The sequence below is a fragment of the Phenylobacterium sp. genome (assembly GCF_036563385.1).
Taxonomy (GTDB): Bacteria; Pseudomonadota; Alphaproteobacteria; order Caulobacterales; family Caulobacteraceae; genus Phenylobacterium.
The window spans coordinates 336,024-358,869 of the sequence record NZ_DATCML010000012.1; the positions used below are offsets into that span (position 1 = coordinate 336,024).

Genomic DNA, 22,846 nt, shown 5'->3' on the forward strand with positions numbered 1-22,846 from the left:
CGGCTGGCCGACGTCCTGGCCCCGTTGGCGCTGATCGGCCTGCTGCTGGCGGCGTGGGAGATCGCCTGCCGGGTGCTGGCGGTGCCGAGCTACTTCCTGCCGCCCCCGTCGGCGGTGGCCAAGGCGCTGGCGGGCGACACGGGCAGCCTGCTGAAGGCCGCCGGCTACACGCTCTGGAACGCCCTGGCGGCCCTGCTGATCGCCAGCGCGCTCGCGCAGCTGCTGGCCGTGACGGTGGCGCTGAGCCGGCTGCTCGAACGTGCGGTCCAGCCGCTGGCGGTGATCCTGCAGGTGACGCCGGTGGTGGCCATCGCCCCCATCGTCAACATCTGGGCCGGAACCGACCATCCGGGGCGGGCGGTGGTCGCCCTGGCCGTGGTGGTGGCCTTCTTCCCGATCTATTCGGGGGCGATCGCCGGGCTGAAGTCGGCCGACCCGGATCTCTCCCGCCTCTTCGACCTCTATGGCGCGAGCCGGCTCCAGCGCCTGGCGCGGCTGCAGATCCCCTCGGCCGTCCCCTACCTGCTGCAGGGCCACAAGGTGGCCGCGGGCCTGGCCATCGTGGGGGCGGTGGTGGCGGAGTTCGTGGCCGGGTCCGGCAAGGTCCAGGGACTGGCCTGGCGGATCATGGACGCGAGCTTCAAGCTGCAGACGCCGCGCATGTTCGCCGCCCTCGTCCTCCTCGGCCTGATGGGAGCGGCGCTGTACGCGGTGCTGGAGGCCGCGGAGCGGGCCGGCCTGCGATGGTGGCGGGGCCGCTAGCGGGCGGCCTGGTCGACCGGCTTCAGCTCGTAGCGGATCGGCACGCGGACCTTGGCGCCCCAGGTGGGCTGGCCGTCGTTGGACCAGGCCGCGACCCGGAACTTGGGCGCCAGCGCCAGGGCGGCCTGGCCGTAGCCCATGCCCGCCGGCTCCTCGCGGTCGACGGCGCAGTCCGCCAGCGCCCCGCCGGCGGCCGCCGTGCAGACCAGGGCGACGCGGACGCTGTTCACCCCGTTCTCGGTCTTCGGGAAGGTCACCTGGAAGTCGGCGGCGCTGGGGATGGCGGCGTAGCTGGGGTTGCGGACCACGGGTGCGGCGCCGCTGGCGAGCTCGGCGGGGAAGGCGACCGGCACCTCCACCTCGACGCCCTTCAACAGGGCGCCGCCCGGGGCGGCCACGAGGCCCTCGGCGAGGCGGCGCGCGGCGTTGCCGAAGCCGTAGCCCGAGGGCTGCTCGCGGGTCACGACGCAGTCGCGTGGCGAGAGCGCGCGGTTCAGCGTGCAGCTGAGCATCACCTGGCCGCCGACCCCGGCGGCCTTCGCCTTGGCGGGATAGGCGGCGGCGACGTCCTGCGCGGTGGGGGTCTTCGCCCAGCTGGCGACCGGCGTCTGGGCCGCGGCGGCGCCCGCGGCGGCGAGGGTCACCCCGGCGACGGCGACGAGAAGCTTCACGGTCATGGCGTATCCTCCCGCCGCCAGATTGCACCGGTCGGCCAAGGCTGAGAAGCCCGCGTTATCCGGCGGGCTTGGGCGCCGGCGCGGCCGGGGCGCCGAGCTCGAAGCGGATGGGGATCTTCACCACCCCGCCGACGGTGGGGAAGCCCTCGACGGTCCAGGTGTCGAGGCGAACCTCGGGGGTCACCTTCAGGTCCGCGGCGCCGTAGCCCTTGCCGGCCGGCTCCTCGCGCTCCACCCGGCAGTCGGAGACCGAGCCGCCCTGCTGCACCCGGCAGGCCAGCAGGACGCGGACGGTCCCCGAGGCCTGGGTGTCCTGCGGGAAGACGGCGCGCAGGGTCTCCAGGGTGGGCAGCCTGGCCAGGGCGGCGAGCGTGGCCAGGGCAGGTCTGCGCATTCGGTGGTCCTCCGGGTGCGGAGCACAACCTTGGCAGGTGATTGCGCCGGCGGGAAGGCGCCTCAGACCGCGGTGCGCGGCTCCCGCGAGCCGCCGGCGCGGACCCGGTCCAGGGCCTCCTGGGCGGCCACGGCTAGCGAGCGCAGGCCGTGCTCGGAGAACACCTCGAGCGCGGCGTCCAGGGCGGTGACGGCGGCGGCCCGCTCGCCCCTGTCGCGGCGGGTGATGTCGAGGCGCGCCTCGTAGAGCCGGGCGAGGTTGAGCTGCGCCAGCGCCCAGCCCACCGGGTCGCGGCCCGGCCGGGCGGCGGCGAGTTCGATCTTCATGGCCGCTTCGGCGGCGTCGAGGACGGCCAGGTCGCCGGTGAGCTCGGCGGAGCGGGCCAGGCAGACGGCGCGCGCGCCAGCGGCCTGGCCGCGCAGCGGCAGGGTGACGGCGTCCTTCAGCACGAGGGCGGCGCGGTCGTAGCAGGTGACCGCCTGCTCGAAGGCCCGCTCGTCGGCCGAGGCCTCGCCGAGCGCCTGAAGGGTCTGGGCGAGCGCCAGCTGGGCGCGGGCCCAGTCGAGCGGGCTGTGGTCGCGCGAGAGCTCGTCGAGGGCGGACGCCAGGGCGGTCGCGCCGGCCGAGATGGCGTCGAGGTCGCCCAGGCATTCGCCCCACAGGGTGAGCGCCTGGCCGCGGAGGGCTTCGGCGCGGGCCCAGGTCAGGGGCTCGTAGGCCGGGTCGAGGCGGCGCGCCGCGCAGGCGGCGTCGTCGACGGCCACCTTCAGCAGCACCTCGTCCTTCAGGCGCACGCCGAAGCCGCACATCAGGTCGGCGCGGAGCAGGCGCGCCTCGGCGGCGAGCCCCCGGGCGGCGACCACCCGGCGGGTGAGGGCGTCGAGCGCGGCGATCGGGGCGGCGAACCGGTCGGCCACCCGCTGAGCATCAGAGGCGTCGCCCATGGCCAGCAGCTGGCGGCCCTGGACAGCCGCCAGGCCGATGTCGGCCAGCGGCGCGGAGAGGCCGCCGCGCGCCGCAGCGCGAGCCTCCCGGAACGCCACCTCGGCGGCGGCGTCGAGGCCGGGATCGCCGAACAGCTCGGCCCCGGTGAGGGCGCAAAAGCCCTGCTCGGCGCGGGCGCGCGCCCAGGCGTCGGGCTTCTTCTTCTGGTCGAAGGCGTCGGCGGCCATCTCGGCGGTGGCGGCCGCCTTGCGCAGGGCGGCGGAGTCGCCGGAGCGACGCGCCACCTCGCGCCAGACGACGGCGGCTTCCAGCCGGCGCTGGGCGGCGTCGCGGGCGCCCACCCGTCCGGCGGCCACGTCGGCCGAGCGGCCTTCGTCGCGCAGCAGCTTCATGTCGAGGAGTTCGAGCAGGGCGGCGTCGCCGCCGGTGATGCCGTCCTTCGGCAGGTGCGCGGACTCGGCCCCGAACAGCCGCTTCAGCTCGCGTCCCAGCTCGAACATGGCGTCCCTCCAGCCGGCGGGGCGTCCCGCCATGAGACGGGCAGCGCCTGCCCTGAAGGACATGAGCAAAGCCGGAGCCGAAGGGTTTAACAAGTCATTAACGCGCTGAGTATGGTTAACGAAAGCCTACCATCCACAAGTAAAAGCGCGTGTTGTTGATGTGTTCCGGGCAAGCCTGTTCGCGCCTGTCCTGGAATGGGACGGCGGTGTTCTGGGATCTAACGGGAAGGCCGGCCTTCTCCGCTCAACGCGTCCCGCGTGCGAGCGGGCATGGTTGTGGCGGCGAGACCGCCAGGAGGCTCGCGTTCTGCCGTGATCTTGGTGCGCGTGGGGGTTCGATCGGCCGCCGCGTCGGGCCTAGTCAGCTTGGGTCCCGGCTTTCGCCGGGAAGAGCGGATGGCGAGGTCAGCCGGAGTCCGAGGGCGGGTCTTCGGGATCTGCGCCCTCCCCCGGGGGATCGGGATCGCCCCAGACGCGGGCGGTGTCCCAGCCGAGGGCGGCGGCGGCTTCGACGATCAGGTCGTCGAGATCGGCCTCGAGGAAGTCGGGACGGATGGCGGCGTCGGCCACCCAGCGGTCGAAGCGGGCCTGCAGCTGTTCGGCGGCCTCTTCGACGGCCGCCTCGGTGGCTGCGTCGCGCTCCACCTCCTCGCGGTCGGCCTCCTGCCAGATGAGCGGGGTGATCTGCGCCCCGATCTCGGCCTGGCGGTAACGGACGGCCTCCCGCCGGGCGTCGGCCTCGCGGCGCGTCTTCTGCTCGGCCTCGGCGGCCCGCTCCCGGGACAGGTCACGGGCGAAGCGGATCAGCTTCATGTCCAGGGCGAGCGTCTGCCGCAGCCCCGGGGAGATCTGGTGGAACGACTGGGCGAGGCGCGTCGCCTCCTCCGTCGTCTCCGCGGCCAGAGCGCGCTGCTGCAGGTCGCGAGCGAGCTCCATCCCCATGGCGGCCAGCTCGGCCAGCATGCGCCCCTGCCGCGTGTCGGCGGCGTTCAGCGGCTCTGCGGGATCGGGCGGCGACATGAACAAAAGGAGAACACAAGAATGCTCAGATGTCAAGCGCCAGCTTTGCGCCTCCCGAGCCGAGGCTGGCGCGAGCGCTTCCAATGGGCCCTACTTGCGTGAGCGGATCCCGTCGGTCAGCGCCTCGGCCAGGGCGGGAACGTCGGCGACCCTGACCGAATAAAGGTCGGCGAGCGCCGCCGGCCCCTCCCCGCGCATGCTGGCGAAGTAGAGGGTCTTGGCGTCGGCGCTGAACGAGGGGGTGAAGTCGAGACCCGGGCCGTTGACGGCCGGGCCGAGGTTCACCGGATCGCCCCACCCCTCGCCGGCCCGCACGCTGAGCCAGATGTCGCCGCCGCCGGCGCCGCCGGGCCGGTCGCTCCAGAACAGGGCCACGCGGCCATCCGGGCTGAGGGTGAAGTCGCCCTCGTTGAAGCGCGAGTTGATCGGCGCGGGAAGCGGCGTCGGCGCAGCCTCCCCCTCCAGCGGCATGGACCAGATGTCGAGGCCGCCCGGGCCACCCCGGCGGCTCGAGTTGAAGGTCAGCACGCCGGCGTGGACCTCCGGCCCGAGCTCCACGCCGGGGCTGTTGGCGCGGGCGACGGGCTGGGGCGCAGCCCAGCCGTCCGCGCTCCGCTCGGCGCGCCAGATGTCGAGCCCCGGACGGGGGCCGCCCCCCGGGGCCGGGCGGTCGGAGACGAACCAGAGCGTCCGCCCGTCGGGCGTCAACTGCGGATCGGAGTCGCTGTGGCGCGGGTCCGAAAAGCCGATCAGCTCCGGCGCCGCCTGGCCGCGGCGGACCAGGATCTTCGCGCGGGCGAAGTCTGCGTCCGAACGGGCGAAGACCGCGACGTCGCCTGAACGCGTGGAGGTGTAGTTGTAGTCGTTGCGGGGGGTGGAGATCTCACCCGGCGCCATGAGGACGGCGGCGGAGGCGAGCTGGGCCAGCAGGAGCGTGGAAGACATGCCCGCGAGTACCCGCCGACGCCCGGCGGGGACAAGTTACGGTTCCCTCATCCCCGATCGGCGGGCCGGGCGCCTGAGCTCAGCCGCCCGGCTTCCAGGTGCGGGGCTCCTGCATGGCCATGCGCTCGGCGCTCGCCTCCAGCTCGGCGGCCATGGCGATCAGGCGCGCCTTGTCCGGCCGCAGGCTGACCTGCACGGCCAGGCGGCGCAGCGCATCGGCCCGTGCTCTCAGCTCCGCTGCGGTTTCCATAGAATGCGTCCGTCTCCGGCCCCGAAGAGAGATTGACGAACCGAGGTTGAACCGCAAGCCAGGCCATTGAGACTATTTATCTTTTGCCAGATGGAACCGGCGGCTTCGAAGCCGCCGGAAGCCCCGGAGCGGCGGCGGCCGCGGGATTTTGCGCCGCTTTGGTGCTAACCCGGTGCGCGATGAGATCCGGCGCGGCGGGGCCGCGCGTCAGAGCCCGTCTGCGATGAGCCCGTTCCACCAGCTGCTGGCCAACAACCTGGTCGCCAACATCACCAACTTCACCGTGTGGTTCGCGTTGACCTTCTGGGTCTACCTGGAGACCCGCTCGGTGTTCGCCACCGGCATGATCTCGGGCGTCTACCTGGTGCTGACGGCGGGGCTGGCGATCTGGTTCGGCAGCCTGGTGGACCACCACCGCAAGAAGACCGTGATGCTGGGCTCCAGCGCGGCCTCGTTCGCCCTCTATGCGGTGTCGATGACGATCGTGCTGCTCACGCCCGGGGCGGCGCTGCGCGACCTTTCCCAGCCGTGGCTGTGGCTGTTCATCCTGGTGGTCATGCTGGGGATGATCGCCGGCAACCTGCGCAGCATCGCCCTGCCCACGCTGGTCACCCTGCTCGTCCCGGAAGATCGGCGGGACAAGGCCAATGGGCTGGTGGGGATGGTCACGGGCGTGGGCTTCCTGACCACCTCGGTGATCAGCGGCTTCCTGGTGGCCTGGGGCGGGATGGGGGCGACGCTTGGCTTCGCCCTCGGGTTTACGGCGCTGGCCTTCCTGCACCTGCTGTTCGTGAAGGTGGGGGAGCCCGCGCCAGGCGGGGCGGGCAAGGACGGCGTCCGCCAACCCAAGCGCGTGGACCTCAAGGGCACGATCGCGGTGGTCGCGGGCGTGCCGGGCCTGTTCGCGCTGATCCTCTTCGCCGCCTTCAACAACTTCCTGGGCGGCGTCTTCATGGCCCTGATGGACGCCTATGGCCTGTCCCTGATGAAGGTGCAGCAGTGGGGGCTCTTGTGGGGGTTCATCTCCACCGCCTTCATCCTGAGCGGGGTGGTGATCGCGCGCACGGGACTGGGGAAGAACCCGCTGCGCACCCTGCTGCTGGTGAACCTGGTGAGCTGGGCGGCGTGCTGCGTCTTCACCCTGCAGTCGTCGGTGGTGATGCTGGCCGCCGGCTGCTTCGTCTGGATGCTGCTGGGGCCCTATGCGGAAGCGGCGGAGCACACGACGCTGCAGAAGGTCGTGCCGTTCGAGCGGCAGGGTCGGGTGTTCGGGTTCGCCCAGTCGGTGGAACAGGCGGCCTCGCCGCTGACCGCCTTCCTGATGGGGCCGCTGACCCAGTTCGTGTTCATCCCGCTGATGACCACCGGCGCCGGGGCCGACGCCATCGGCGACTGGTTCGGCCGTGGGCCGGAGCGCGGCATCGCCCTGGTGTTCACGCTGTCGGGGGTGGTGGGGGTGGTCGCGACCCTGGTGGCGTTCCGGTCCCGGGCTTACCGGCAGCTGTCGGCGGCGTATGCGGGGGCGGGGGCGGGGTAAGGCTGAATGCTCCCTCTCCCACGCCAGCGGCGTGGGAGAGGGCTGGGGTGAGGGCGGCGGAGGCGCGCGCCGCCCGGGAGCTCCCGTTGGATCCGTGCGCACGGGTCCAACAGCGGGGAGATCCGGGGCTCGGCGCCGCCCTCACCCTACCCTCTCCCGCGAGCGGGAGAGGGAGAGGGCTGGGGTAAGGGCGGCGGAGGCGCGCCGCCCGGGAGCTCCCGGTGGATCGGTGCGCACGGGTCCAACAGCGGGGAGATCCGGGGCTGGGCGCCGCCCTCACCCTGCCCTCTCCCGCGAGCGGGAGAGGGAGAGGCTGGCTAGGCCCGCTCCTTGGAGCGTTCGAAGCGGACCTTCGGGTAGCGCTCGGCCACGTAGCCGATCTCCCAGGCGGACTTGGCGAGGAAGACCGGCTGGTCGTCGATGTCGGCGGCCATCTGGGTCTTGTGCTTATTGGCGAAGTCCTCGAGCTCGGCGCGGTCGGCGCCCAGCCAGCGGGCCTCGGCGTAGGGGCTCGGCTCGAAGATCACCTCCAGCTGGTACTCGTTGGCCAAACGGTCGGCCATGACCTCGAACTGCAGCTGGCCCACGGCGCCGACGATGAAGTCGGCCCCGATGTTGGGGCGGAAGAGCTGGGTGACGCCCTCCTCCGCAAGCCCGGTGAGCGCCTTGGCCAGGTGCTTGGCCTTCAGCGGATCCTTGACGCGCACGCGCTGCAGGATTTCGGGGGCGAAGTTGGGCAGGCCGGCGAAGCGCAGGGTCCCGGTCTCGGACAGGCTGTCGCCGACCCGCAGGACGCCGTGGTTGGGGATGCCGATGACGTCGCCGGCGAAGGCCTCCTCGGCCAGTTCGCGGTCGGAGGCGAAGAACATCACCGGCGCGTTCACGCTGAGCTGCTTGCCGGTGTTCTGGACCTTCAGCTTCATGCCGCGGCTGAAGCGGCCCGAGGTGAGGCGCAGGAAGGCGATGCGGTCGCGGTGGTTGGGGTCCATGTTGGCCTGGACCTTGAAGATGAAGCCAGTGACCTCCTTGTCGCCGGGCTGGACCTCGAAGGGGTCGCCGCCCTTGGTGGCGGGCACGCCCTTGGGCGGCGGGGCGTAGTCGCCGAGGCCTTCCAGCAGCTGGTCGACGCCGAAGTGGCGCAGCGCCGAGCCGAAGAAGACCGGCGTCATGTGGCCTTCCAGGAAGGACTGCGGGTCGAACGGCTTGGAGGCGCCCTGCACCAGCTCGGCGCCCTCCTCCACCTCGGCCTGCTCGGCCTCGTCCAGGTAGGCGGCCAGCGAGTTGCCCTTCAGGGAGACCGGCTCGGGGTGGCCCTCGTCGACCCCGTCGGCGCCCTTCTTGGCGAAGGGGATGAACTGCTCGCGGCGGAGGTCGAGCATCCCCTTGAAGCGGCCGCCGGAGCCCGCCGGCCAGTAGAGCGGGGCGGGATCGAGGGCCAGCTTCGAGCCGATCTCGTCCAGCAGGGCGAAGGGGTCCTGGGCCTCGCGGTCCATCTTGTTGATGAAGGTGACGATGGGGATGTCGCGCAGGCGGCACACCTCGAACAGCTTGAGCGTCTGCGGCTCGATGCCCTTGGCGGCGTCCAGCACCATGACCGCGGCGTCGGCTGCGGTGAGCGTGCGGTAGGTGTCTTCCGAGAAGTCCTCGTGGCCGGGGGTGTCCAGCAGGTTGAACATCTTCCCCTGGTGGTCGAACGTCATCACCGAGGCGGAGACGGAGATCCCCCGCTCGCGCTCGATCTTCATCCAGTCGGACCGGGTGCGGCGGTTCTCGCCGCGGGCGCGGACCTGGCCCGCCGCGCGGATGGCGCCGCCGGCCAGCAGCAGGTTCTCGGTGAGCGTGGTCTTGCCGGCGTCGGGGTGGGAGATGATCGCAAAGGTGCGCCGGCGGGCGGCCTCCGCGGCGGGAGAGGTGCTCATGGGGGCGGCAGGTAGCGGGTCGGGGGCGGTTTCGCAAACGGCGCGGGCGTCGCACGTCCCGTCCTGAGGGGTGGCGCGGCAGAGCCGCTGGGTGTCCAGGAACCACACGAACCACACGAACGCGCAGACCGGCGGCTCCAGCGCCAAGCGGATGGGAGGGGAAAGCCGGCTTCGCCGGCGTCCGTGCGGTTCGTGGACCCGTCAGCCTTGAAAGCGCCACGGTGGGCCACCAGCTTATGGAAGCGGGCCGGGCCCCTCTGGCGATCGTTCCCCCCACGATCGTGATGTCGGACCGCATCGGGTGCGCTCGATGCCGTGTGGGTCCGTCACCTCTCCCCCCAATGACGGATCCCGGTGTCGGGCGCACCCCTCACTCAGAGGATCGCCATGCCGCACATCCAGATCTATCGCCTGCAATCCAAGCGCCGAGCGTTGGACGCCGAGATCCGCGCCGAGCGCGCCAGCCGCACGCCCGACGCCCGGCGGCTCCTGCAGCTGGAGGCGGAGAAGCGGGCCGTGTGGGACGAGATCGCGCGGCTGCAGTTGGTGTAAATCCCATCCGCTCATCCCGGCGAAAGCCGGGACCCAAGCTGAGGTGCGGGCTGCATGCGGCGGCGCCCTCTGCAGGGACTCGGCTTGGGCCCCGGCTTTCGCCGGGGTGAGCGGTGGTTCAATAGCCGCCCAGGAAGTCGAGTTCGGCGACGCCGGGGGCGCCCAGCTGGTCGTAGCCGCACTGGGATGGGGCCTTGTCGGGGCGCCAGCGCAGGAGCTTGGTCCCGTGGCGGAAGCGGCCGCCGGTCATGTGGTCGTAGCGGACCTCGACCACCAGCTCGTGGCGCAGCGGGGTCCATTCCGTGGAGCGCTCGTTGGACCAGCGGCTGGGGCCGCCGGGCGCGGAGCCGGTGAAGCCGGGGCCAGGCGCCAGGGCCTCGAGGCGGCGGGTGAGCTCGGGGCGCTCGGCGTTGCTGATGGTGGAGGTGAAGCCCACGTGGTTCAGCCGGCCCTGGGCGTCGTAGAGGCCGAGCAGCAGGGAGCCGACCTGCCTGGAGTTCTGGGCGTAGCGAAAGCCGCCGACCACGCAGTCGGCGGTGCGCATGCGCTTGATCTTCAGCATGGCGCGCTCGCCGGGCACGTAGGGACCGTCGAGGCGCTTGGCGACCACGCCGTCGAGGCCGCCCCCGGCCTGCATCAGCCAGTCGCAGGCCTGGTCCGGCTCGGTGGTCCCGGGGGACAGGCGCATCCGGGGCTGGGCGCCGAAGCGGGCGAACAGGGCTTCCAGGGCGGCGCGGCGCTCGACGTAGGGCGCCCCCACCAGGCTGCGGCCGGCGTCGTCGGCCACGCAGTCGAAGAGGACGTAGGTGGCGGGCGTCTGGGCGGCGAGCTTCTTAATGCGGCTCTCGGCGGGGTGCAGGCGCAGCTGCAGGGCGTCGAAGTCCAGCCGCCCGCCGGTCTCGATCAGCAGCTCGCCGTCGATGACGAAGCGGTCCACCGGCAGGGCGCGGAGCATGTCCAGCACCTCGGGGAAGTAGCGGCCGAGAGGCTTGCCGGACTTGGCGTGCAGCTCCACCTCGTCGCCGGAGCGGAACGCCAGGCAGCGGAAGCCGTCCCACTTGGGCTCGAAGCGCCAGCCCGCCTCGCGGGGGATCTCGTCCACCAGCTTGGCTTCCATGGTGGCCAGGTCGAGGGGCACGGGCAGGTCGGCGAGCGCGGGCATCGGCAGCGCTAACTTCGCGCCGGGCGGTGTGTTCCGCTCACGCCTTTTCCACGGGCTCGGTGAGGAAGTGGCGGCCGTCGCGGTCCTCGATCTCGACCACCCAGATGTCGGGGTCGATGCGGGCGGCGCGTTCGATGTAGCGGTCGAGGTCCGGCTCCTGGTCGGAGGGCTGGGGCTGCATCCAGACGCGCTCGCCGTCCATGCGGGTGGCCTCGGCGTAGAGGCGGGCGGTGCGGTCCGAGCGGTTCAGCACCTTGACCAGCACCGCGCCGGCCCGGGCGTCCCCCTTGCGGACCACCACGGCGAAGGCCCCGCCGAGCTCGGCCCGGCGGATCAGGGCGCTGACCCAGATGTCGGTGGAAAGCAGCATGGCGGCCAGTCATGGGCGAGCCGCCCGTGCGTGTCACCCCGTTAACCGCGTCGCTTAAGGACGTTCCTCAACGCAACCGCAAGGCGTGGGGACTAAACCTTGGTCAACGGCCGGCAAGGCTGACGAGACAACAACGAAAGACGCATGACGGACACGCGCGGAAAAGCGCGGCCGGCGTCTCGGTGGATGGGGTTGATGGCCGCGGGCTTCTTCGCGGCGCCGGGGCTGGCGTGCGCCCAGCCGGTGGACCTGTTCGCGGAGCGTGCGGCCATGATGGCGGCGGACGGCCGCTGCGGCCTGTTCGCGCCCGAGGTGTCGCAGGCGCTCGCCGCCGGCGCCGCCCAGGCGCGGGGCTCGGCGCTGCGCGCCGGGGTGTCGCCGCAGGTGCTGAAGACCGCCGAGCACAACGCCCGCGCCCGCGCCGCGCGCGCCGACTGCCGCTCGCCCGAGGTGGCGACGTCGGCCCAGCGGGTGCGCGACGCTTTCGACGGCTATGCGCGGATGAGCCGGCTCTCCTACCCCGGGGACTTCGCCACCTGGCGGGCCGACCGGTTCGCCTCGCGCAAGGTGCGCTGGCGCCTGGTGCAGGACGCCCGCTTCGGGCGCGACCGGCTGGACTTCGGATTGGCCGGGGCGGACGACGCCTCGGCGCTGATGGCGGTGGCGCGGTTCGCCGATGGGGCCGAGCCCTATGCGGCGCGGCTGGTGGCGCGCGACACCTACCGGACCTGGGGCCCCTACCTCGACCGCTACTTCGGCGGACCGACCCTGGCCTTGCCGCTGGCCAGGCGGGTGCCGCCGGCCGCGGCCCAGAAGAGCTGGATGGCCGAGGCGCGCAGCCCGGCCGGCCAGGACCTGCTGCCCGTCGACGCCAAGTCAGGCTGGGCCTTCCGCTTCCCGGCGCAGGCGATCAAGCACCTGGCCGCGCTGGATCCGCGCGAGGCAGTGATCATCGAGTTCCTGTTCAGCGGCGGCTCGCGGCGGGCCTATATCGAGGTGGGCGACTTCGCCGCCGGCCGCGCCTTCCTGCAGGCGAAGCCGCCTAACGCCCCGACACGGCCGGCGCAGGTGGCGCTGCGGAGCCTGCCGAGCCAAGGGCGCTGACCTCGGGCGGCAGCAGAACCGGCATGCGGACCGCCACGGTGGTGCCCTCGCCCAGCACGCTCTCGATGGTCATCTCGCCGCCGTGCAGGCGGGCGAAGGCGCGCACCAGCGAAAGGCCGAGACCGGCGCCCGCCGCCTTCTGACCCGCGTCGCCGGCCTGTTCGAAGGGCCGGCCCAGCCGCTCCAGGTCCTGGGGCGCGATGCCGACGCCGGTGTCGCTGACGACGATCTCCAGCATCTCGCCGGCGCCCTGGACGGTGACGGTCACCGCCCCGCCCTGAGGCGTGAACTTCAGCGCATTGGAGACCAGGTTCAGCGCGATCTGCTTCAGAGCCCGGCGGTCGGCGTCGGCCTCCAGCGGCTCGGCCGGGATGACGCCGCGCAAGGTGACGCCGGCGCGGTCGGCCTGGCCGCGCATCAAGCGCAGGACCGAGGTGACGGCGTCGCGGGCGTCGAAGGCCTCGCGGGCCAGCTCGAAGCGCTCGGCCTCGATCTTCGACATGTCGAGGATGTCGTTGATCAGCTCCAGCAGGTGGGCGCCGCTCTCGTGCACCAGCTCGGCGTATTCCACGTAGCGGTCCGGCATGGGGCCGAACAGCCGCTGCTTCATGATGTCGGAGAAGCCCATGATGGCGTTGAGCGGCGTGCGCAGCTCGTGGCTCATGTTGGCCAGGAAGCGGCTCTTGCCGGCGTTCTGGCTCTCGGCCGAGGCGCGGGCCTGGTCGAGGGCGGTCTCGCGGGCCCGCTGGGCGCGGGCGTCGCGCAGGGCGCCCACCAGGCGGATGGAGCTCATGCGGCGCAGGGACAGCTCGCACCAGCCCTGCGGGTCGTGGATCGGCGCAAACGCGACTTCGGCGGAGCCCTCCTGCACGGCGCGTTGCAGGGCCTCCTCGACGGCGGCGCGGTGATCTGGGGCGACCATGTCGCCGAGCTTGCGTCCGACGACGCCGCGCGGCTCCAGGCCGATGGGCGCCTGGCCGAAGGCCTCCAGCACCCGGCCGCCGGGATAGACGCGCATCAGCAGCTGCGGCTGGTTCTCGAGGATCTCGCGCAGGCCCATCTCGAGGTCGTCGCGCACGGCGGCCTCATGGCTGGCCACGCCCTGCAGGGAGACGAGGCCCGCGCCGGCGCCCACGGCCACCGTGACCAGGGACAGCAGGCCAAGCCAGGGCTCGAGGGCGGGCGGCGGCGCCGGCAGCGGCAGGAGCAGGGTCCCCACGGCGGCCAGGGCGGCTGCGGCGACCGCGCCGGCGGCGCCCAGCGACAGCAGGGTCGGCCGGCGGAAGGCGGCGGCGGCGGCGAGCGGCGCCAGGCACCAGGCGGCGAGCGGGCCGGCCAGGCCGCCGGTCATCTGGCAGGCGACCGCCCCCGCCAGGGTCCAGACGAGGATGGCCACCACCCGGCCGCCCTTGGCGCCGGAAAGCGCCAGGCCCGCGCCCACCAGGGCCGGCACCGCCCCGACGCAGAGGGCGGCGAACTCGGCCCCCGGCCCCAGGCGGCCAAGGCCGGCCAGGACGGCTGCGGCGGCCAGCACGACGCCGGCCCAGGCCAGGTGCCAGGCCAGGGCGAAGCCGCCGGCGAGGCGGCGCGTCTTGCGCGAGCTGTAACGCCGATAGGGCATGTCCGGCCCCAACCTAGCGGCCGAAGCGAGTCCGCGTAAGGCCGCTCGCCTTGTGCGCGACGTCGCGGGGCGAAACGAAATCGTAAGCGCGATCGGCCACGCTTGCGGCTCATCCGGACAGAACGTCCTCCGAAGGCGAGACATGCCCCAGCCGGCCTACCAGGCGATCACCCCGATCGACCGCACGCCGGGCGCGCAGCAGGCGCGCCGCGACCAGGCGTTCGAGGATCAGAAGCGGTCCTTCCTGCGGATGGTCAGCCACGAGCTGCGCACCCCGCTGAACTCGATCCTCGGCTTCTCCGAGATCCTGGCGTCGGAACTCTACGGGCCGATGGGCGCGCCCCAGTACCGCGAATACGCCGAGATCATCCGCGGCAGCGGGACCAAGCTGCTGAAGCTGGTCAACCAGGTGCTGGAGATCGCTCGCCTGGAGAGCGGCGCCGCCGAGCTGAACGCGCGCGCCGAGCCGCTGGAGTGCGCGCTGGAAGACGTCACCGGCCAGGTGAAGGAGGATCTCGCCGCCCGCGACGTGCGCCTGGTGGTGGACCGCACGGCCGAGGAGATCCTGATCCACGCCGACCCCAAGGCCCTGCGCACGGTGGTCGGCAACCTGCTGCAGAACGCCGTGGCCTTCACGCCCGAGGGCGGCGAGGTGCGAGTGCGGGTCGAACGCCACGGAGCCAACGTGGAGATCGTCATCGAGGACGACGGCGAAGGCGTCGACCCCGCCGACCTGCCCAGGCTGGTGAAGCCGTTCGAGCAGGGCGAGAACGCGCTGACGCGGCGCGGCCACGGGGCAGGCCTGGGCCTCGCCATCTGCGACCTCAACTGCCAGGCCATGGGCGGAAAGCTGAAGCTGATCTCCGCGAAGGGCCAGGGCCTGACCGCCCGGGTGCAGCTGCCGGCGGGGTGAGGCCCGGCCACGGGACATCGGGGAGAGGGCCCGGGCCCTCCCCCCTTTGGCCAGCCTAGTAGCGGCGGTAGGCGTTGCCGTAGCGGTCGTAGGCGTAGCCGTAGCGGCTGGACGGGGCGGCGTAGTAGCCGCGGCTGTAGGTCGGATAGCGCTGGCCGTAGTAGGGCTGCGCCTGGCGGTAGTAGCGGCTGCTGCGATAGGTCTTGCGGTCGTTGCTCTTGTCGGCCGCATAGCCCAGGGCCGCGCCGGCGGCGGCGCCGATGGCCACGGACTGGGTCTTGCCGTTGCCGACCGCGGCCCCGGCCACACCGCCGAGCACCGCGCCGATCAGGGCGCTCTCGGTCTTGGACGTGCCCGCCGCCGCCTGGGTGGCGGGAAGGGCCAGCGCGCCGGCCGCCGTCAGGGCCACCGCAGCCTTGGTGATCGTCTTGGTCATGGATCAGCTCCTCTGCCTGGCCGGCGCCCGGACCCGGGCTTTCCGGCGATGTTGGACAGAGGTTTAGGCCCCCGCGCCTGAACCCGATCGGAGCCCGCCGTTCATCGGAGCGACAGGTTCGCCGGGTGCGCTAGTCGGCGGCGCCGCCTTCCAGGCGTGTCCAGACCTGGCGCTTGCAGAGAACCCGGCCGAGCAGGCAGCCGCGGGCTTCCAGGCGGCCGGGGTCAAGCAGGCGGGCGGAGCCGGAGAAGGTGCGGTCCATGTCGGGGACGTAGACCTTGCCGCGCCAGCCGCCGCCGTCCGGATGGAAGTCCTGCAGCAGCTGCTGGCCGACCAGCGGCTTGCCGCTGCCGCGGCGGGCGTCCTCCTGCGCCGCGTCCGAGGCCCAGATGACGTAGCCGCAGGCCGACGCGCCGCACGGCCGGACCTCCAGGTGCACGCTGCCCTTGGGATTGCGCCAGACGCCGAAGACGCCGGGCTCGGCCGCCACGGCCGAGGATGCGGAGACCAGGCCCGTGAGGGCGGCGAGCAGCAACAGGGGGCGCAGGGCCGTCCGTGAGTCCATGCGCGATTGCGAGCCCGCCGGGCCGGCCATGTCAAGGACCGGTCCGGGGGGAGTGCTGCGGCTCAGTCGCCGGTGGTCTTCTTCGTCGCCTTCATGGCGGCGGCGCACGCCTCGTGCATGGCCTTCATCTCGGCCTCGCCCGGCTTGGCGGCCGCGGGCGCCGCGTCCGAGGCGGGGGCGGCCTGGTGGTGGTGGTGGTGGGCCTGCTGGCCCTGGGTCTTGCCGTCGGCGAGATCGGCGCAGTGCTTCCGCATCTGCTCGGGCGTCATCTTCGACATGTCCAAACCCGAGTCCGCGGCCGCCTTGCTGGTCGTATGGTGATGCGCGTGCCCGTCCTGGGCGAAGGCAGGGGCAGAGACGAGGGCCAGGGCCGCGGCCGCGGCGAGGAGGGTCTTCATGGGGGAACTCCGGAGGGTGATCGAGCCACGGTGCCCCACGCCGGGCCGCTCGACGTTGTTCGCCGTCAAGCTCGCGGCGCGGGACGGGCGGTTGCCAAGCGCAGGGGCGGCGCCTAAGTGGCGCCAGCCATGCCCAGCATTGACCAGTACCTGAACGACCTTTCCGACGAGTTCGAGGTGCTCGGCGACTGGGAGGAGCGCTATCGCTACGTGATCGAGCTCGGGCGCGAGCTCGCCCCCCTGACGGATGCGGAGCGGTCCGAGGCCAACAAGGTGCGCGGCTGCGCGAGCCAGGTGTGGCTGGTCACCGAGCCCCAGGCCGACGGCACGCTGCGGTTCCGCGGCGACTCCGACGCCCACATCGTGCGCGGGCTGATCGCCGTGGTGCTGCGACTGTTCTCCGGCCGCGCGCCGGACGAGATCCTCGGTTTCGACACCAAGGCCGCCTTCGATCGCCTGGGGCTTTCGAATGCGCTCTCCTCCCAGCGGTCCAACGGCCTGGCCTCAATGGTGGCGCGGATCCGGCGGGACGCGGAGCTGGCGAAAGCGGCCTGATCCAACTTCGGCTTGGAGCGCGGCCCCCATCTCCCACTTCAGGGGAAAGGAAGGTCAGAGGCGGCTCTCGTACACGCCCTCGAGCTCCTGGTGGCGGGCCCAGAAGGGGCCGCGGGGGCGGCCGGCGAGTTCGTCCTCCAGCTGGGCCAGGTGGCTGTGCCAGCCGCCGGAGACGTCGACCATCAACTCTCGGCTGGGCAGGTCGGAGTGGATCAGGACCAGGCGGACCTTGTCGCCTTCCTGGCTGAGCTCAAAGGTGACCAGGGTCGCCGGCCCGTGGGTCTCGTGCCAGTCGAAGCTGAGGCGCCGCGGCGGATCCACCTCGCGGATCGTGCCGGTGGACTGGAAACCCGTGGCGTTCATCTCGGCGTACTTCTCCGGGGCCGGATCGGCCACGTCGGAGAGCTGGGCATGGCGGAAGTTGATTTCGGCGTGGCCCCCCGGCCGCAGCTCCAACTCGCCGCCGGCGAACCAGCGGGCGCGCTTGTCGCTCTCGGTAAGATAGGCCCAGACCCGTTCGATCGGGCCAGGCAGCAGGCGCTCGAAGCGCACCACGCCCGGGCCGGGCGAAAAGCCGAAGTCAGTCATCTGTGGGGCTCCCTTTCTGGGCTTCGTCCTCGGCCACAAGCAGGGCCTCCAGGACGTCGAGGCGGCTCGACCAGAACCGCCGGTAGAAGTCGAGCCAGCCGTGGGCGCCGGCCAGCGGCCGGGCCTCGAGGCGGCAGACATGGGTGCGGCCGCGGACCTCCCGCCGGACCAGGCCGGCCCTCTCGAGGGCCTTGATGTGCTTGGAGGCCGCGGCGAGCGACATGGCATGGGGCGCGGCCAGTTCGCCGACGCTGCGCTCGCCGGCCGCCAGGCTGTGGAGCATCTGGCGGCGGGTCGCGTCGCCGAGCGCGTGGAAGATGGCGTCGAGCCGGGCCGGGTCTTGTTCAACCATCTGGTTGAGGATTATCCGCGCCAGGGGCATTGTCAACCGTCCGGTTGAACGAAGCCGCCGCCGCCCGCCGCCGCCGCCGCAACGGTGAAGAGAGGAAGGCGCTCAGGCGGCGCGGATGCCGGAAGAGAGCTGGGCCATGCCGACCACGGCGTCGTAGCCCAGGATCATGTCCACGTCGGCGCCGTTCGAGGCCAGCGGCAGGCGCAGCCACAGGATCGACAGGTGGGAGGCGCCGCGCCAGGCGAGGTTGTGGACGCCCACGGCCGGTCGGCGCTGGCGAACCACCTCGCCGAGCTCGGTCCGCCAGTAATCGGCGGCGCCGGAGGCATAGACTTCGGAGATCATCCGGCCGGTGATCTCGCGGCCATACACCCCGTAGAGGTCGGTGCCGGCCAGGCGGATGCGGTAGTCCAGAGGATCGTGCAGGACGTCGATCAGGCTGACGGTGGGCAGCAGGCGCTTGAAGCCGGCGGGGTGGATGTCGTGGCGGCCAGGAAGGCTCTGTCCCCGCCGAAGCTGGGCCCAGTAGCGTATCAGCTCCTCATGCGCCCGGGCCGCCGCTGCGGGGGCTCCGATCTGCGCCGCCATGTTCAGATTCCTTAACAACCCCTTGGAATCGCGACGAATCACTTATCGCCTGATGCGCGAATCGGCGGCAAGTCAAAATCATGGCGAAGCCGCAGATTTCGCCTGTCACGCGAGCGCAAAACAGAAACGCCCGCCGAAGCCGGCGGGCGCCCTGTGCAACGATGTTTTTTGTCCGGGCTGGCAGGCCCGCGCGAGCCTAGCGCTTCTTGCGCGGGGCCTGACGGCCGCCCTGACCCAGGCCCATCTGCTTGGCCAGGTCCGAACGCGCCTTGGCGTAGTTGGGGGCCACCATCGGATAGTCCTTCGGCAGGCTCCACTTCGCGCGGTATTCCTCGGGGCTCATGTTGTACTTGGTGCGCAGGTGCCGCTTCAGCGACTTGAACTTGCGGCCGTCCTCCAGGCACACGAGGTAGTCCGGGGTGATCGAGCGGCGGACCGGCACGGCCGGCTCCTTCGGCGCGGCTTCCACCGTCTCCGTGCCCGACGAGACGCCAGCCAGGGCGCGGTGAACGCTCTGGATCAGGGCCGGCAGGTCGCCCGCGGCGACGCTATTGTTGCCGACGTAGGCGGAAACGATATCCGCCGTCATCTCGATGACTTCCGACTTCTCGTCCATTCTTGTCGTTCCGTAGAAGCGCGCCGATGAACGGCGCCGAAGCGATCCATAAGATCAGTAGCGCAGCCCTTATATGGAACTCACGCACAGGACAAGCAAGTTAGAAGAACTCAATTTGAGCGAACGCGGTCAGAAGTTGAGATAAATCCCAGCGGTCATTCTGCTGCTCGCAATCCGGGAGAGTAAGACCGGCCCCGTCTACCTATGATCGGGGGCCGGTCGCGAATCAGTCGCACCGGTGTGAATTCATCCGCGGACCGCCCCGGCTCAACTGCAGTGCAGCAAAGGTCATCATCGGCCCGAACTCCTATCGGAAGGTCGGCGCCTGCCAGTGGGGCCAGATGTCGGGCAGGTCGGAGGAGACCTTGTCCGGATAGTTGGGCGGGCGTTTCTCGAGGAAGGAGGTGACCCCTTCCCGCGCGTCGCCCGAGCGGCCGCGGGCCTGGATGCCGCGGCTGTCGGCCATGTGGGCCTCCATGGGATGGCCGGCGCCCGCCATCCGCCAGATCAGCTGGCGGGTGATGGCCACCGAGACCGGGGCGGTGTTGTCGGCGATCTCGCGGGCGATGGCGCGGGCCGCGGGCAGCAGGTCGTCGGGGGCGTGCAGCGAGCGGACGAGGCCCTTCTCGTGCGCCTCCTGCGCCGGGAATATGCGGCCGGTGTAGCACCACTCCAGCGCGGTCTGGACGCCCACCAGCCTAGGCAGGAACCAGGACGAGGCGGCTTCCGGGTTGAGGCCGCGGCGGGCGAAGACCAGGCCATAGCGCGCCTCAGTGGAGGCCAGCCGGATGTCCATGGCCAGCTGCATGGTGACGCCCACGCCGACGGCGGCCCCGTTGCAGGCGCTGATCACCGGCTTGAGGCTGTCGAAGATCCGCAGGGTGAGCAGGCCTCCGCCGTCGCGCTGCACCCCGTCGCGCTGGCGCTCGGCCAGGGCCTGGCCGCCCTGGGCCTCGTAGTCGAAGGTCTGGGCGCCGGCGGACAGGTCCGCCCCGGCGCAGAAGGCGCGGCCCGCCCCGGTGACGATGACGGCGCGCACGGCGTCGTCAGCGTCGGTGACGTCGAACACCTTGATCAGGTCCTTCATCATCTGGGTGTTGAAGGCGTTGAGCTTCTCCGGCCGGTTCAGGGTGACGGTCGCGACACCGTCCTCCACGGCGTACTGGATGGTCTCGAAAGTCGGCGCGGACATGGGAAGCTCCTCCTGTTTGGAGCCAGTTCGGACGGGTTGACGGACGGTAGGTCAAGCCGTCCGAATGCCGGCCAACAGAGATAAGTCGGCCGCCGTCGCCAGGCGGCGCGGGAGTGAAACCAATGCATCCGGCGACCCACGCCAAGACCCAGCCCGACCGGGCCGCCTACATCATGGCGGGCTCTGGCGAGACCGTGACCTACCGCCAGCTGGACGAGCGCTCGAACCAAGGCGCGCACCTGTTCCGCTCGCTGGGGCTCAAGGCCGGCGACGTGATCGCCATCTTCATGGACAACAACGCCCGCTACTTCGAGATCGCCTGGGCGGCGCAGCGGAGCGGCCTCTACTACACCTGCATCTCGTCGAAGCTGACGGCGGGCGAGGTGGAGTACATCGTCGGGGACTGCGGGGCGCAGGTGCTGATCACCTCCGCCGGCGTCGGCCCCGTGATCGACGAACTGCCCAAGGTGCTGCCCGGCGTGAAGCTCTACATGGTCGGCGAGGCCCGGCCCCCGTACGAGAGCTTCGAGGCGGCGCGCGCGCCCTTCCCCACCACGCCGATCGCCGACGAGACGGCTGGCTCGGACATGCTCTATTCGTCGGGCACGACGGGCCGGCCGAAAGGCATCAAGCCGGCGCTGACCGGGGCGGCGATCGACGAGCCCAATGCGCTGGTGATGATGGCCCAGGGGCTGTTCGGCTTCACGCCGGGCTGCACCTACATCTCGCCGGCGCCGCTCTATCACGCCGCCCCGCTGCGATGGTGCATGAGCGTGCAGAAGCTGGGCGGCACGGTGATCGTGATGGAGAAGTTCGATCCCGAGCAGGCGCTGGCGCTGATCGAGGCGCACAAGGTCGACGTCGGCCAGTTCGTGCCCACCCACTTCGTCCGGATGCTGAAGCTGCCGGAGGAGGTGCGGAAGAAGTACGACGTGAGCTCGATGAAGTCGGCGGTGCATGCCGCCGCCCCCTGCCCCGTGCCGGTGAAGGAGCAGATGATCGCCTGGTGGGGCCCGGTGATCTACGAGTACTACGCCGGCACCGAGGGGAACGGCTTCTGCTTCATCAAGTCGGACGAGTGGCTGACCCACAAGGGCTCGGTGGGCCGCGCGGTGCTGGGCGAGCTGCGAATCTGCGACGAGGACGGCGAGCCGCTGCCGCCGCGGACCGAGGGCGTGGTGCACTTCGCCAACGGCCCGCCGCTCAGCTACCACAACGCCCCTGAGAAGGTGGCCGAGGGCACCAACAAGTACGGCTGGACCACGCTCGGCGACGTGGGCTGGATGGATGAGGAGGGCTACCTCTACCTCACCGACCGCAAGAGCTTCATGATCATCTCGGGCGGGGTGAACATCTATCCGCAGGAGATCGAGAACCTGCTGATCGGCCACCCCAAGGTGGCGGACGCCGCGGTGGTCGGCGCGCCGGACGAGGAGATGGGCGAGAAGGTGGTGGCGGTGATCCAGCCGATGGACTGGGCCGAGGCCGGCGAGAACCTGCGCGCCGAGCTGATGGCCTACGCCCGCCAGAACCTCAGCCACGTGAAAGCCCCGCGCGTGCTGGACTTCATGGCCGAGCTGCCCAGGCACCCCACGGGCAAGCTCTACAAGCGCCTGATCCGCGACCAGTACTGGGGCAAGGAAGGCTCGCGGATCGTGTGAGCCTCTCCCTCTCCCGCAGGGCGGGAGAGGGTCGGGGTGAGGGCGGCGCCATCGTCTGACGTGGTGAGGCGTTGGCTCCGGGCGCACGGGTCCAACGGCGGCGCATGGCCGCGCGATGAGCCGCCCTCACCCTAGCCCTCTCCCGCCAGGCGGGAGAGGGGATCAGAGGCGCATGCGCATCCGGGGGAGCCAGCGGCCGGGGATGGAGCCGGAGGGGCTGCGCCCGACGGTGGTGAAGCCGAAGCGGGCGTAGATCGGCTCGGCGTGAGGGTCGGCGTCCAGGGCGACGGCGATGGCGCCGCGGGCGCGGGCGGCGTCCAGGAACGTCGACATCAGGGCGGAGCCGACACCGCGGGCCTGCAGCTCGGGCTCCACGAAAAAGTCCTCGAGCTCGGCGTCCAGGCCGGCCATCCGCAGCGCGATCATGCCGGCCGGCCGGCCGTCGAGTTCGGCCACCCAGATGTCCCAGCCGGCGACCTTCTCGGGCGTCAGGGTGAGCTCGTCGCGGCAGGCCTCGAGGAAGGCGGGCGGATAGCCCCAGGACGCCTTGGCCCGGAGGGCGAGCGCGCTCAGCGCCGGAAGCTCGTCCATCCCGGCCGGCCGGATCCGCATGCTTCCCCCGCGTCAGAGCTGCGCCCTGGGCGCTTGCCCGCACCCCAACAGATGTTAGGACGAAGGCGACCCAAGCCAAATCTCGAGGGAGCGAGCACATGAACGCCGTGGAATTCAAGGACCTGCCCGGCCTGGTCGGCCAGGAAGTGGGCGTCTCGGACTGGGTGCAGATCACCCAGGAGCGGGTGAACCAGTTCGCCGAGGCCACCGGCGACCACCAGTGGATCCACGTGGACGTGGAGCGCGCCACCCGCGAGATCGGCGGCCCGATCGCCCACGGCTACCTGACCCTGTCGCTGATCCCGTTCCTGTCGGCCGGCCTGCTGCCGATCAAGGGCGTGACCCGCGGCATCAACTACGGCTCGGACAAGGTGCGCTTCACCAACATGGTGCGCGTCGGCAAGCGCGTGCGCCTGCGCCAGAAGCTGATCGGCGCCGAGCCCAAGGCCGGCGGCATGCAGATCAAGAACGAGTGCACGATCGAGATCGAAGGCGAGGACAAGCCCGCCTGCATCGCCGAGACGATCAGCGTGGTCTACGGCGGCTGACCCTTTCGGGGCCCCAGCAAAGACATGGAAAGGGCGGCCCAGCGGCCGCCCTTTTTATTGCCCA

Annotated in this window: 27 protein-coding genes; 8 read left to right on the top strand and 19 right to left on the bottom strand. The window is 71.6% G+C overall.

Annotated elements, in window-relative coordinates; translation table 11 throughout:
- Nucleotides 1–3 precede the first annotated feature (3 nt).
- The gene (locus VIL67_RS12825; RefSeq protein ID WP_332049471.1) at nt 4–762 is read left to right on the top strand and encodes an ABC transporter permease; all 759 of its coding nucleotides are present in this window, start codon (nt 4–6) and stop codon (nt 760–762) included.
- On the opposite strand, the gene VIL67_RS12830 is transcribed toward VIL67_RS12825, so the two are convergent.
- The 6 genes from VIL67_RS12830 to VIL67_RS12855 form a co-directional block, all read right to left on the bottom strand.
- The gene (locus tag VIL67_RS12830; protein WP_332049292.1) at nt 759–1,439 is read right to left on the bottom strand and encodes an energy transducer TonB; all 681 of its coding nucleotides are present in this window, start codon (nt 1,437–1,439) and stop codon (nt 759–761) included. The genes VIL67_RS12825 and VIL67_RS12830 overlap by 4 nt on opposite strands.
- 55 nt (nt 1,440–1,494) lie before the next feature.
- A complete protein-coding gene (locus VIL67_RS12835) occupies nt 1,495–1,833 on the bottom strand; it encodes a hypothetical protein (protein ID WP_332049293.1) in 339 nt (112 codons plus the stop codon).
- 62 nt (nt 1,834–1,895) lie between these two features.
- Entirely contained in the window at nt 1,896–3,278 is a 1,383-nt protein-coding gene (locus VIL67_RS12840) for a hypothetical protein (RefSeq protein WP_332049294.1), read from the bottom strand.
- Between the two features lie 405 nt (nt 3,279–3,683).
- Nucleotides 3,684–4,298, bottom strand: coding sequence for a hypothetical protein (locus VIL67_RS12845; RefSeq protein WP_332049295.1), 615 nt, complete (start codon nt 4,296–4,298; stop codon nt 3,684–3,686).
- Nucleotides 4,299–4,388: 90 nt separating this feature from the next.
- The gene (locus VIL67_RS12850; protein ID WP_332049296.1) at nt 4,389–5,243 is read right to left on the bottom strand and encodes a TolB family protein; all 855 of its coding nucleotides are present in this window, start codon (nt 5,241–5,243) and stop codon (nt 4,389–4,391) included.
- A gap of 79 nt (nt 5,244–5,322) precedes the next feature.
- A complete protein-coding gene (locus VIL67_RS12855; RefSeq protein WP_332049297.1) occupies nt 5,323–5,493 on the bottom strand; it encodes a hypothetical protein in 171 nt (56 codons plus the stop codon).
- Between the two features lie 223 nt (nt 5,494–5,716).
- On the opposite strand from VIL67_RS12855, the gene VIL67_RS12860 reads away from it, so the two are divergent.
- The gene (locus VIL67_RS12860) at nt 5,717–7,030 is read left to right on the top strand and encodes an MFS transporter (protein ID WP_332049298.1); all 1,314 of its coding nucleotides are present in this window, start codon (nt 5,717–5,719) and stop codon (nt 7,028–7,030) included.
- 317 nt (nt 7,031–7,347) lie between these two features.
- Here VIL67_RS12860 and VIL67_RS12865 read toward each other — a convergent pair whose 3' ends face one another.
- Nucleotides 7,348–8,949, bottom strand: coding sequence for a peptide chain release factor 3 (locus tag VIL67_RS12865; protein ID WP_332049299.1), 1,602 nt, complete (start codon nt 8,947–8,949; stop codon nt 7,348–7,350).
- Nucleotides 8,950–9,336: 387 nt separating this feature from the next.
- Between VIL67_RS12865 and VIL67_RS12870 the strand changes: the two genes are divergently transcribed.
- A complete protein-coding gene (locus tag VIL67_RS12870; protein WP_332049300.1) occupies nt 9,337–9,501 on the top strand; it encodes a hypothetical protein in 165 nt (54 codons plus the stop codon).
- Nucleotides 9,502–9,619: 118 nt separating this feature from the next.
- Here the strand turns inward: VIL67_RS12870 and VIL67_RS12875 are convergent, their stop codons facing one another.
- Complete coding sequence (locus VIL67_RS12875) at nt 9,620–10,663, bottom strand: ATP-dependent DNA ligase (protein ID WP_332049301.1); 1,044 nt, start codon at nt 10,661–10,663, stop codon at nt 9,620–9,622.
- A gap of 37 nt (nt 10,664–10,700) precedes the next feature.
- A complete protein-coding gene (locus tag VIL67_RS12880) occupies nt 10,701–11,033 on the bottom strand; it encodes a DUF1491 family protein (RefSeq protein WP_332049302.1) in 333 nt (110 codons plus the stop codon).
- 195 nt (nt 11,034–11,228) lie between these two features.
- On the opposite strand from VIL67_RS12880, the gene VIL67_RS12885 reads away from it, so the two are divergent.
- Nucleotides 11,229–12,137, top strand: a complete 909-nt coding sequence (locus tag VIL67_RS12885) for a hypothetical protein (RefSeq protein ID WP_332049303.1) — start codon at nt 11,229–11,231, stop codon at nt 12,135–12,137.
- Here VIL67_RS12885 and VIL67_RS12890 read toward each other — a convergent pair.
- Nucleotides 12,076–13,758, bottom strand: a complete 1,683-nt coding sequence (locus tag VIL67_RS12890) for a sensor histidine kinase (RefSeq protein ID WP_332049304.1) — start codon at nt 13,756–13,758, stop codon at nt 12,076–12,078. The two genes, VIL67_RS12885 and VIL67_RS12890, sit on opposite strands and share 62 nt — an antisense overlap.
- A gap of 142 nt (nt 13,759–13,900) precedes the next feature.
- Between VIL67_RS12890 and VIL67_RS12895 the strand changes: the two genes are divergently transcribed.
- Nucleotides 13,901–14,671 (top strand): sensor histidine kinase, encoded by a 771-nt coding sequence (locus VIL67_RS12895; RefSeq protein WP_332049305.1) that lies wholly within the window; start codon nt 13,901–13,903, stop codon nt 14,669–14,671.
- Between the two features lie 55 nt (nt 14,672–14,726).
- Here the strand turns inward: VIL67_RS12895 and VIL67_RS12900 are convergent, their stop codons facing one another.
- From VIL67_RS12900 to VIL67_RS12910, 3 genes are all read right to left on the bottom strand, one after another.
- Nucleotides 14,727–15,107 (bottom strand): glycine zipper 2TM domain-containing protein, encoded by a 381-nt coding sequence (locus VIL67_RS12900; RefSeq protein ID WP_332049306.1) that lies wholly within the window; start codon nt 15,105–15,107, stop codon nt 14,727–14,729.
- A gap of 130 nt (nt 15,108–15,237) precedes the next feature.
- Nucleotides 15,238–15,672, bottom strand: a complete 435-nt coding sequence (locus tag VIL67_RS12905) for a DUF2147 domain-containing protein (RefSeq protein ID WP_332049307.1) — start codon at nt 15,670–15,672, stop codon at nt 15,238–15,240.
- Nucleotides 15,673–15,734: 62 nt separating this feature from the next.
- Nucleotides 15,735–16,070 carry a hypothetical protein gene (locus VIL67_RS12910; protein ID WP_332049308.1) on the bottom strand — a complete coding sequence of 112 codons (336 nt, stop codon included), beginning with the start codon at nt 16,068–16,070 and terminating at the stop codon, nt 15,735–15,737.
- Nucleotides 16,071–16,199: 129 nt separating this feature from the next.
- Between VIL67_RS12910 and VIL67_RS12915 the strand changes: the two genes are divergently transcribed.
- Nucleotides 16,200–16,625: a SufE family protein gene (locus VIL67_RS12915; protein ID WP_332049309.1), complete on the top strand. Its 426-nt coding sequence runs from the start codon at nt 16,200–16,202 to the stop codon at nt 16,623–16,625.
- A 54-nt stretch (nt 16,626–16,679) separates the two neighbouring features.
- On the opposite strand, the gene VIL67_RS12920 is transcribed toward VIL67_RS12915, so the two are convergent.
- The 5 genes from VIL67_RS12920 to VIL67_RS12940 all read right to left on the bottom strand — a co-directional run bounded on the left by VIL67_RS12920 (nt 16,680) and on the right by VIL67_RS12940 (nt 19,961).
- Nucleotides 16,680–17,213: an SRPBCC family protein gene (locus tag VIL67_RS12920; protein ID WP_332049310.1), complete on the bottom strand. Its 534-nt coding sequence runs from the start codon at nt 17,211–17,213 to the stop codon at nt 16,680–16,682.
- Nucleotides 17,206–17,565, bottom strand: a complete 360-nt coding sequence (locus VIL67_RS12925) for an ArsR/SmtB family transcription factor (protein WP_332049311.1) — start codon at nt 17,563–17,565, stop codon at nt 17,206–17,208. Before VIL67_RS12925 ends, VIL67_RS12920 begins: the two co-directional genes overlap by 8 nt.
- A gap of 102 nt (nt 17,566–17,667) precedes the next feature.
- Complete coding sequence (mopJ, locus tag VIL67_RS12930; protein ID WP_332049312.1) at nt 17,668–18,153, bottom strand: motility/cell cycle regulatory protein MopJ; 486 nt, start codon at nt 18,151–18,153, stop codon at nt 17,668–17,670.
- Nucleotides 18,154–18,349: 196 nt separating this feature from the next.
- The gene (locus VIL67_RS12935; RefSeq protein ID WP_332049313.1) at nt 18,350–18,769 is read right to left on the bottom strand and encodes a Ros/MucR family transcriptional regulator; all 420 of its coding nucleotides are present in this window, start codon (nt 18,767–18,769) and stop codon (nt 18,350–18,352) included.
- A 307-nt stretch (nt 18,770–19,076) separates the two neighbouring features.
- A complete protein-coding gene (locus tag VIL67_RS12940) occupies nt 19,077–19,961 on the bottom strand; it encodes a crotonase/enoyl-CoA hydratase family protein (RefSeq protein WP_332049314.1) in 885 nt (294 codons plus the stop codon).
- Nucleotides 19,962–20,083: 122 nt separating this feature from the next.
- On the opposite strand from VIL67_RS12940, the gene VIL67_RS12945 reads away from it, so the two are divergent.
- Entirely contained in the window at nt 20,084–21,622 is a 1,539-nt protein-coding gene (locus VIL67_RS12945) for an acyl-CoA synthetase (RefSeq protein WP_332049315.1), read from the top strand.
- Between the two features lie 162 nt (nt 21,623–21,784).
- Here VIL67_RS12945 and VIL67_RS12950 read toward each other — a convergent pair whose 3' ends face one another.
- Nucleotides 21,785–22,234 carry a GNAT family N-acetyltransferase gene (locus tag VIL67_RS12950; RefSeq protein WP_332049316.1) on the bottom strand — a complete coding sequence of 150 codons (450 nt, stop codon included), beginning with the start codon at nt 22,232–22,234 and terminating at the stop codon, nt 21,785–21,787.
- Between the two features lie 98 nt (nt 22,235–22,332).
- Here VIL67_RS12950 and VIL67_RS12955 point away from each other — a divergent pair, with 98 nt between their 5' ends.
- Nucleotides 22,333–22,782 (top strand): MaoC family dehydratase, encoded by a 450-nt coding sequence (locus VIL67_RS12955; RefSeq protein ID WP_332049317.1) that lies wholly within the window; start codon nt 22,333–22,335, stop codon nt 22,780–22,782.
- Nucleotides 22,783–22,846 lie beyond the last annotated feature (64 nt).

What these genes read in the sequence shown, in the direction of transcription:
- VIL67_RS12840 (WP_332049294.1), bottom strand. Translation starts at nt 3,278, where the DNA reads ATGTTCGAGCTGGGACGCGAGCTGAAGCGGCTGTTCGGGGCCGAGTCC.
- VIL67_RS12890 (WP_332049304.1), bottom strand. Translation starts at nt 13,758, where the DNA reads ATGCCCTATCGGCGTTACAGCTCGCGCAAGACGCGCCGCCTCGCCGGC.
- VIL67_RS12900 (WP_332049306.1), bottom strand. Translation starts at nt 15,107, where the DNA reads ATGACCAAGACGATCACCAAGGCTGCGGTGGCCCTGACGGCGGCCGGC.
- VIL67_RS12855 (WP_332049297.1), bottom strand. Translation starts at nt 5,493, where the DNA reads ATGGAAACCGCAGCGGAGCTGAGAGCACGGGCCGATGCGCTGCGCCGC.
- VIL67_RS12835 (WP_332049293.1), bottom strand. Translation starts at nt 1,833, where the DNA reads ATGCGCAGACCTGCCCTGGCCACGCTCGCCGCCCTGGCCAGGCTGCCC.
- VIL67_RS12895 (WP_332049305.1), top strand. Translation starts at nt 13,901, where the DNA reads ATGCCCCAGCCGGCCTACCAGGCGATCACCCCGATCGACCGCACGCCG.
- VIL67_RS12885 (WP_332049303.1), top strand. Translation starts at nt 11,229, where the DNA reads ATGGCCGCGGGCTTCTTCGCGGCGCCGGGGCTGGCGTGCGCCCAGCCG.
- VIL67_RS12865 (WP_332049299.1), bottom strand. Translation starts at nt 8,949, where the DNA reads ATGAGCACCTCTCCCGCCGCGGAGGCCGCCCGCCGGCGCACCTTTGCG.
- VIL67_RS12875 (WP_332049301.1), bottom strand. Translation starts at nt 10,663, where the DNA reads ATGCCCGCGCTCGCCGACCTGCCCGTGCCCCTCGACCTGGCCACCATG.
- VIL67_RS12850 (WP_332049296.1), bottom strand. Translation starts at nt 5,243, where the DNA reads ATGTCTTCCACGCTCCTGCTGGCCCAGCTCGCCTCCGCCGCCGTCCTC.
- VIL67_RS12910 (WP_332049308.1), bottom strand. Translation starts at nt 16,070, where the DNA reads ATGAAGACCCTCCTCGCCGCGGCCGCGGCCCTGGCCCTCGTCTCTGCC.
- VIL67_RS12940 (WP_332049314.1), bottom strand. Translation starts at nt 19,961, where the DNA reads ATGTCCGCGCCGACTTTCGAGACCATCCAGTACGCCGTGGAGGACGGT.
- VIL67_RS12925 (WP_332049311.1), bottom strand. Translation starts at nt 17,565, where the DNA reads ATGGTTGAACAAGACCCGGCCCGGCTCGACGCCATCTTCCACGCGCTC.
- VIL67_RS12870 (WP_332049300.1), top strand. Translation starts at nt 9,337, where the DNA reads ATGCCGCACATCCAGATCTATCGCCTGCAATCCAAGCGCCGAGCGTTG.
- VIL67_RS12945 (WP_332049315.1), top strand. Translation starts at nt 20,084, where the DNA reads ATGCATCCGGCGACCCACGCCAAGACCCAGCCCGACCGGGCCGCCTAC.
- VIL67_RS12920 (WP_332049310.1), bottom strand. Translation starts at nt 17,213, where the DNA reads ATGACTGACTTCGGCTTTTCGCCCGGCCCGGGCGTGGTGCGCTTCGAG.
- VIL67_RS12955 (WP_332049317.1), top strand. Translation starts at nt 22,333, where the DNA reads ATGAACGCCGTGGAATTCAAGGACCTGCCCGGCCTGGTCGGCCAGGAA.
- VIL67_RS12845 (WP_332049295.1), bottom strand. Translation starts at nt 4,298, where the DNA reads ATGTCGCCGCCCGATCCCGCAGAGCCGCTGAACGCCGCCGACACGCGG.
- VIL67_RS12830 (WP_332049292.1), bottom strand. Translation starts at nt 1,439, where the DNA reads ATGACCGTGAAGCTTCTCGTCGCCGTCGCCGGGGTGACCCTCGCCGCC.
- VIL67_RS12880 (WP_332049302.1), bottom strand. Translation starts at nt 11,033, where the DNA reads ATGCTGCTTTCCACCGACATCTGGGTCAGCGCCCTGATCCGCCGGGCC.
- VIL67_RS12935 (WP_332049313.1), bottom strand. Translation starts at nt 18,769, where the DNA reads ATGGACGAGAAGTCGGAAGTCATCGAGATGACGGCGGATATCGTTTCC.
- VIL67_RS12915 (WP_332049309.1), top strand. Translation starts at nt 16,200, where the DNA reads ATGCCCAGCATTGACCAGTACCTGAACGACCTTTCCGACGAGTTCGAG.
- mopJ (WP_332049312.1), bottom strand. Translation starts at nt 18,153, where the DNA reads ATGGCGGCGCAGATCGGAGCCCCCGCAGCGGCGGCCCGGGCGCATGAG.
- VIL67_RS12950 (WP_332049316.1), bottom strand. Translation starts at nt 22,234, where the DNA reads ATGCGGATCCGGCCGGCCGGGATGGACGAGCTTCCGGCGCTGAGCGCG.
- VIL67_RS12860 (WP_332049298.1), top strand. Translation starts at nt 5,717, where the DNA reads ATGAGCCCGTTCCACCAGCTGCTGGCCAACAACCTGGTCGCCAACATC.
- VIL67_RS12905 (WP_332049307.1), bottom strand. Translation starts at nt 15,672, where the DNA reads ATGGACTCACGGACGGCCCTGCGCCCCCTGTTGCTGCTCGCCGCCCTC.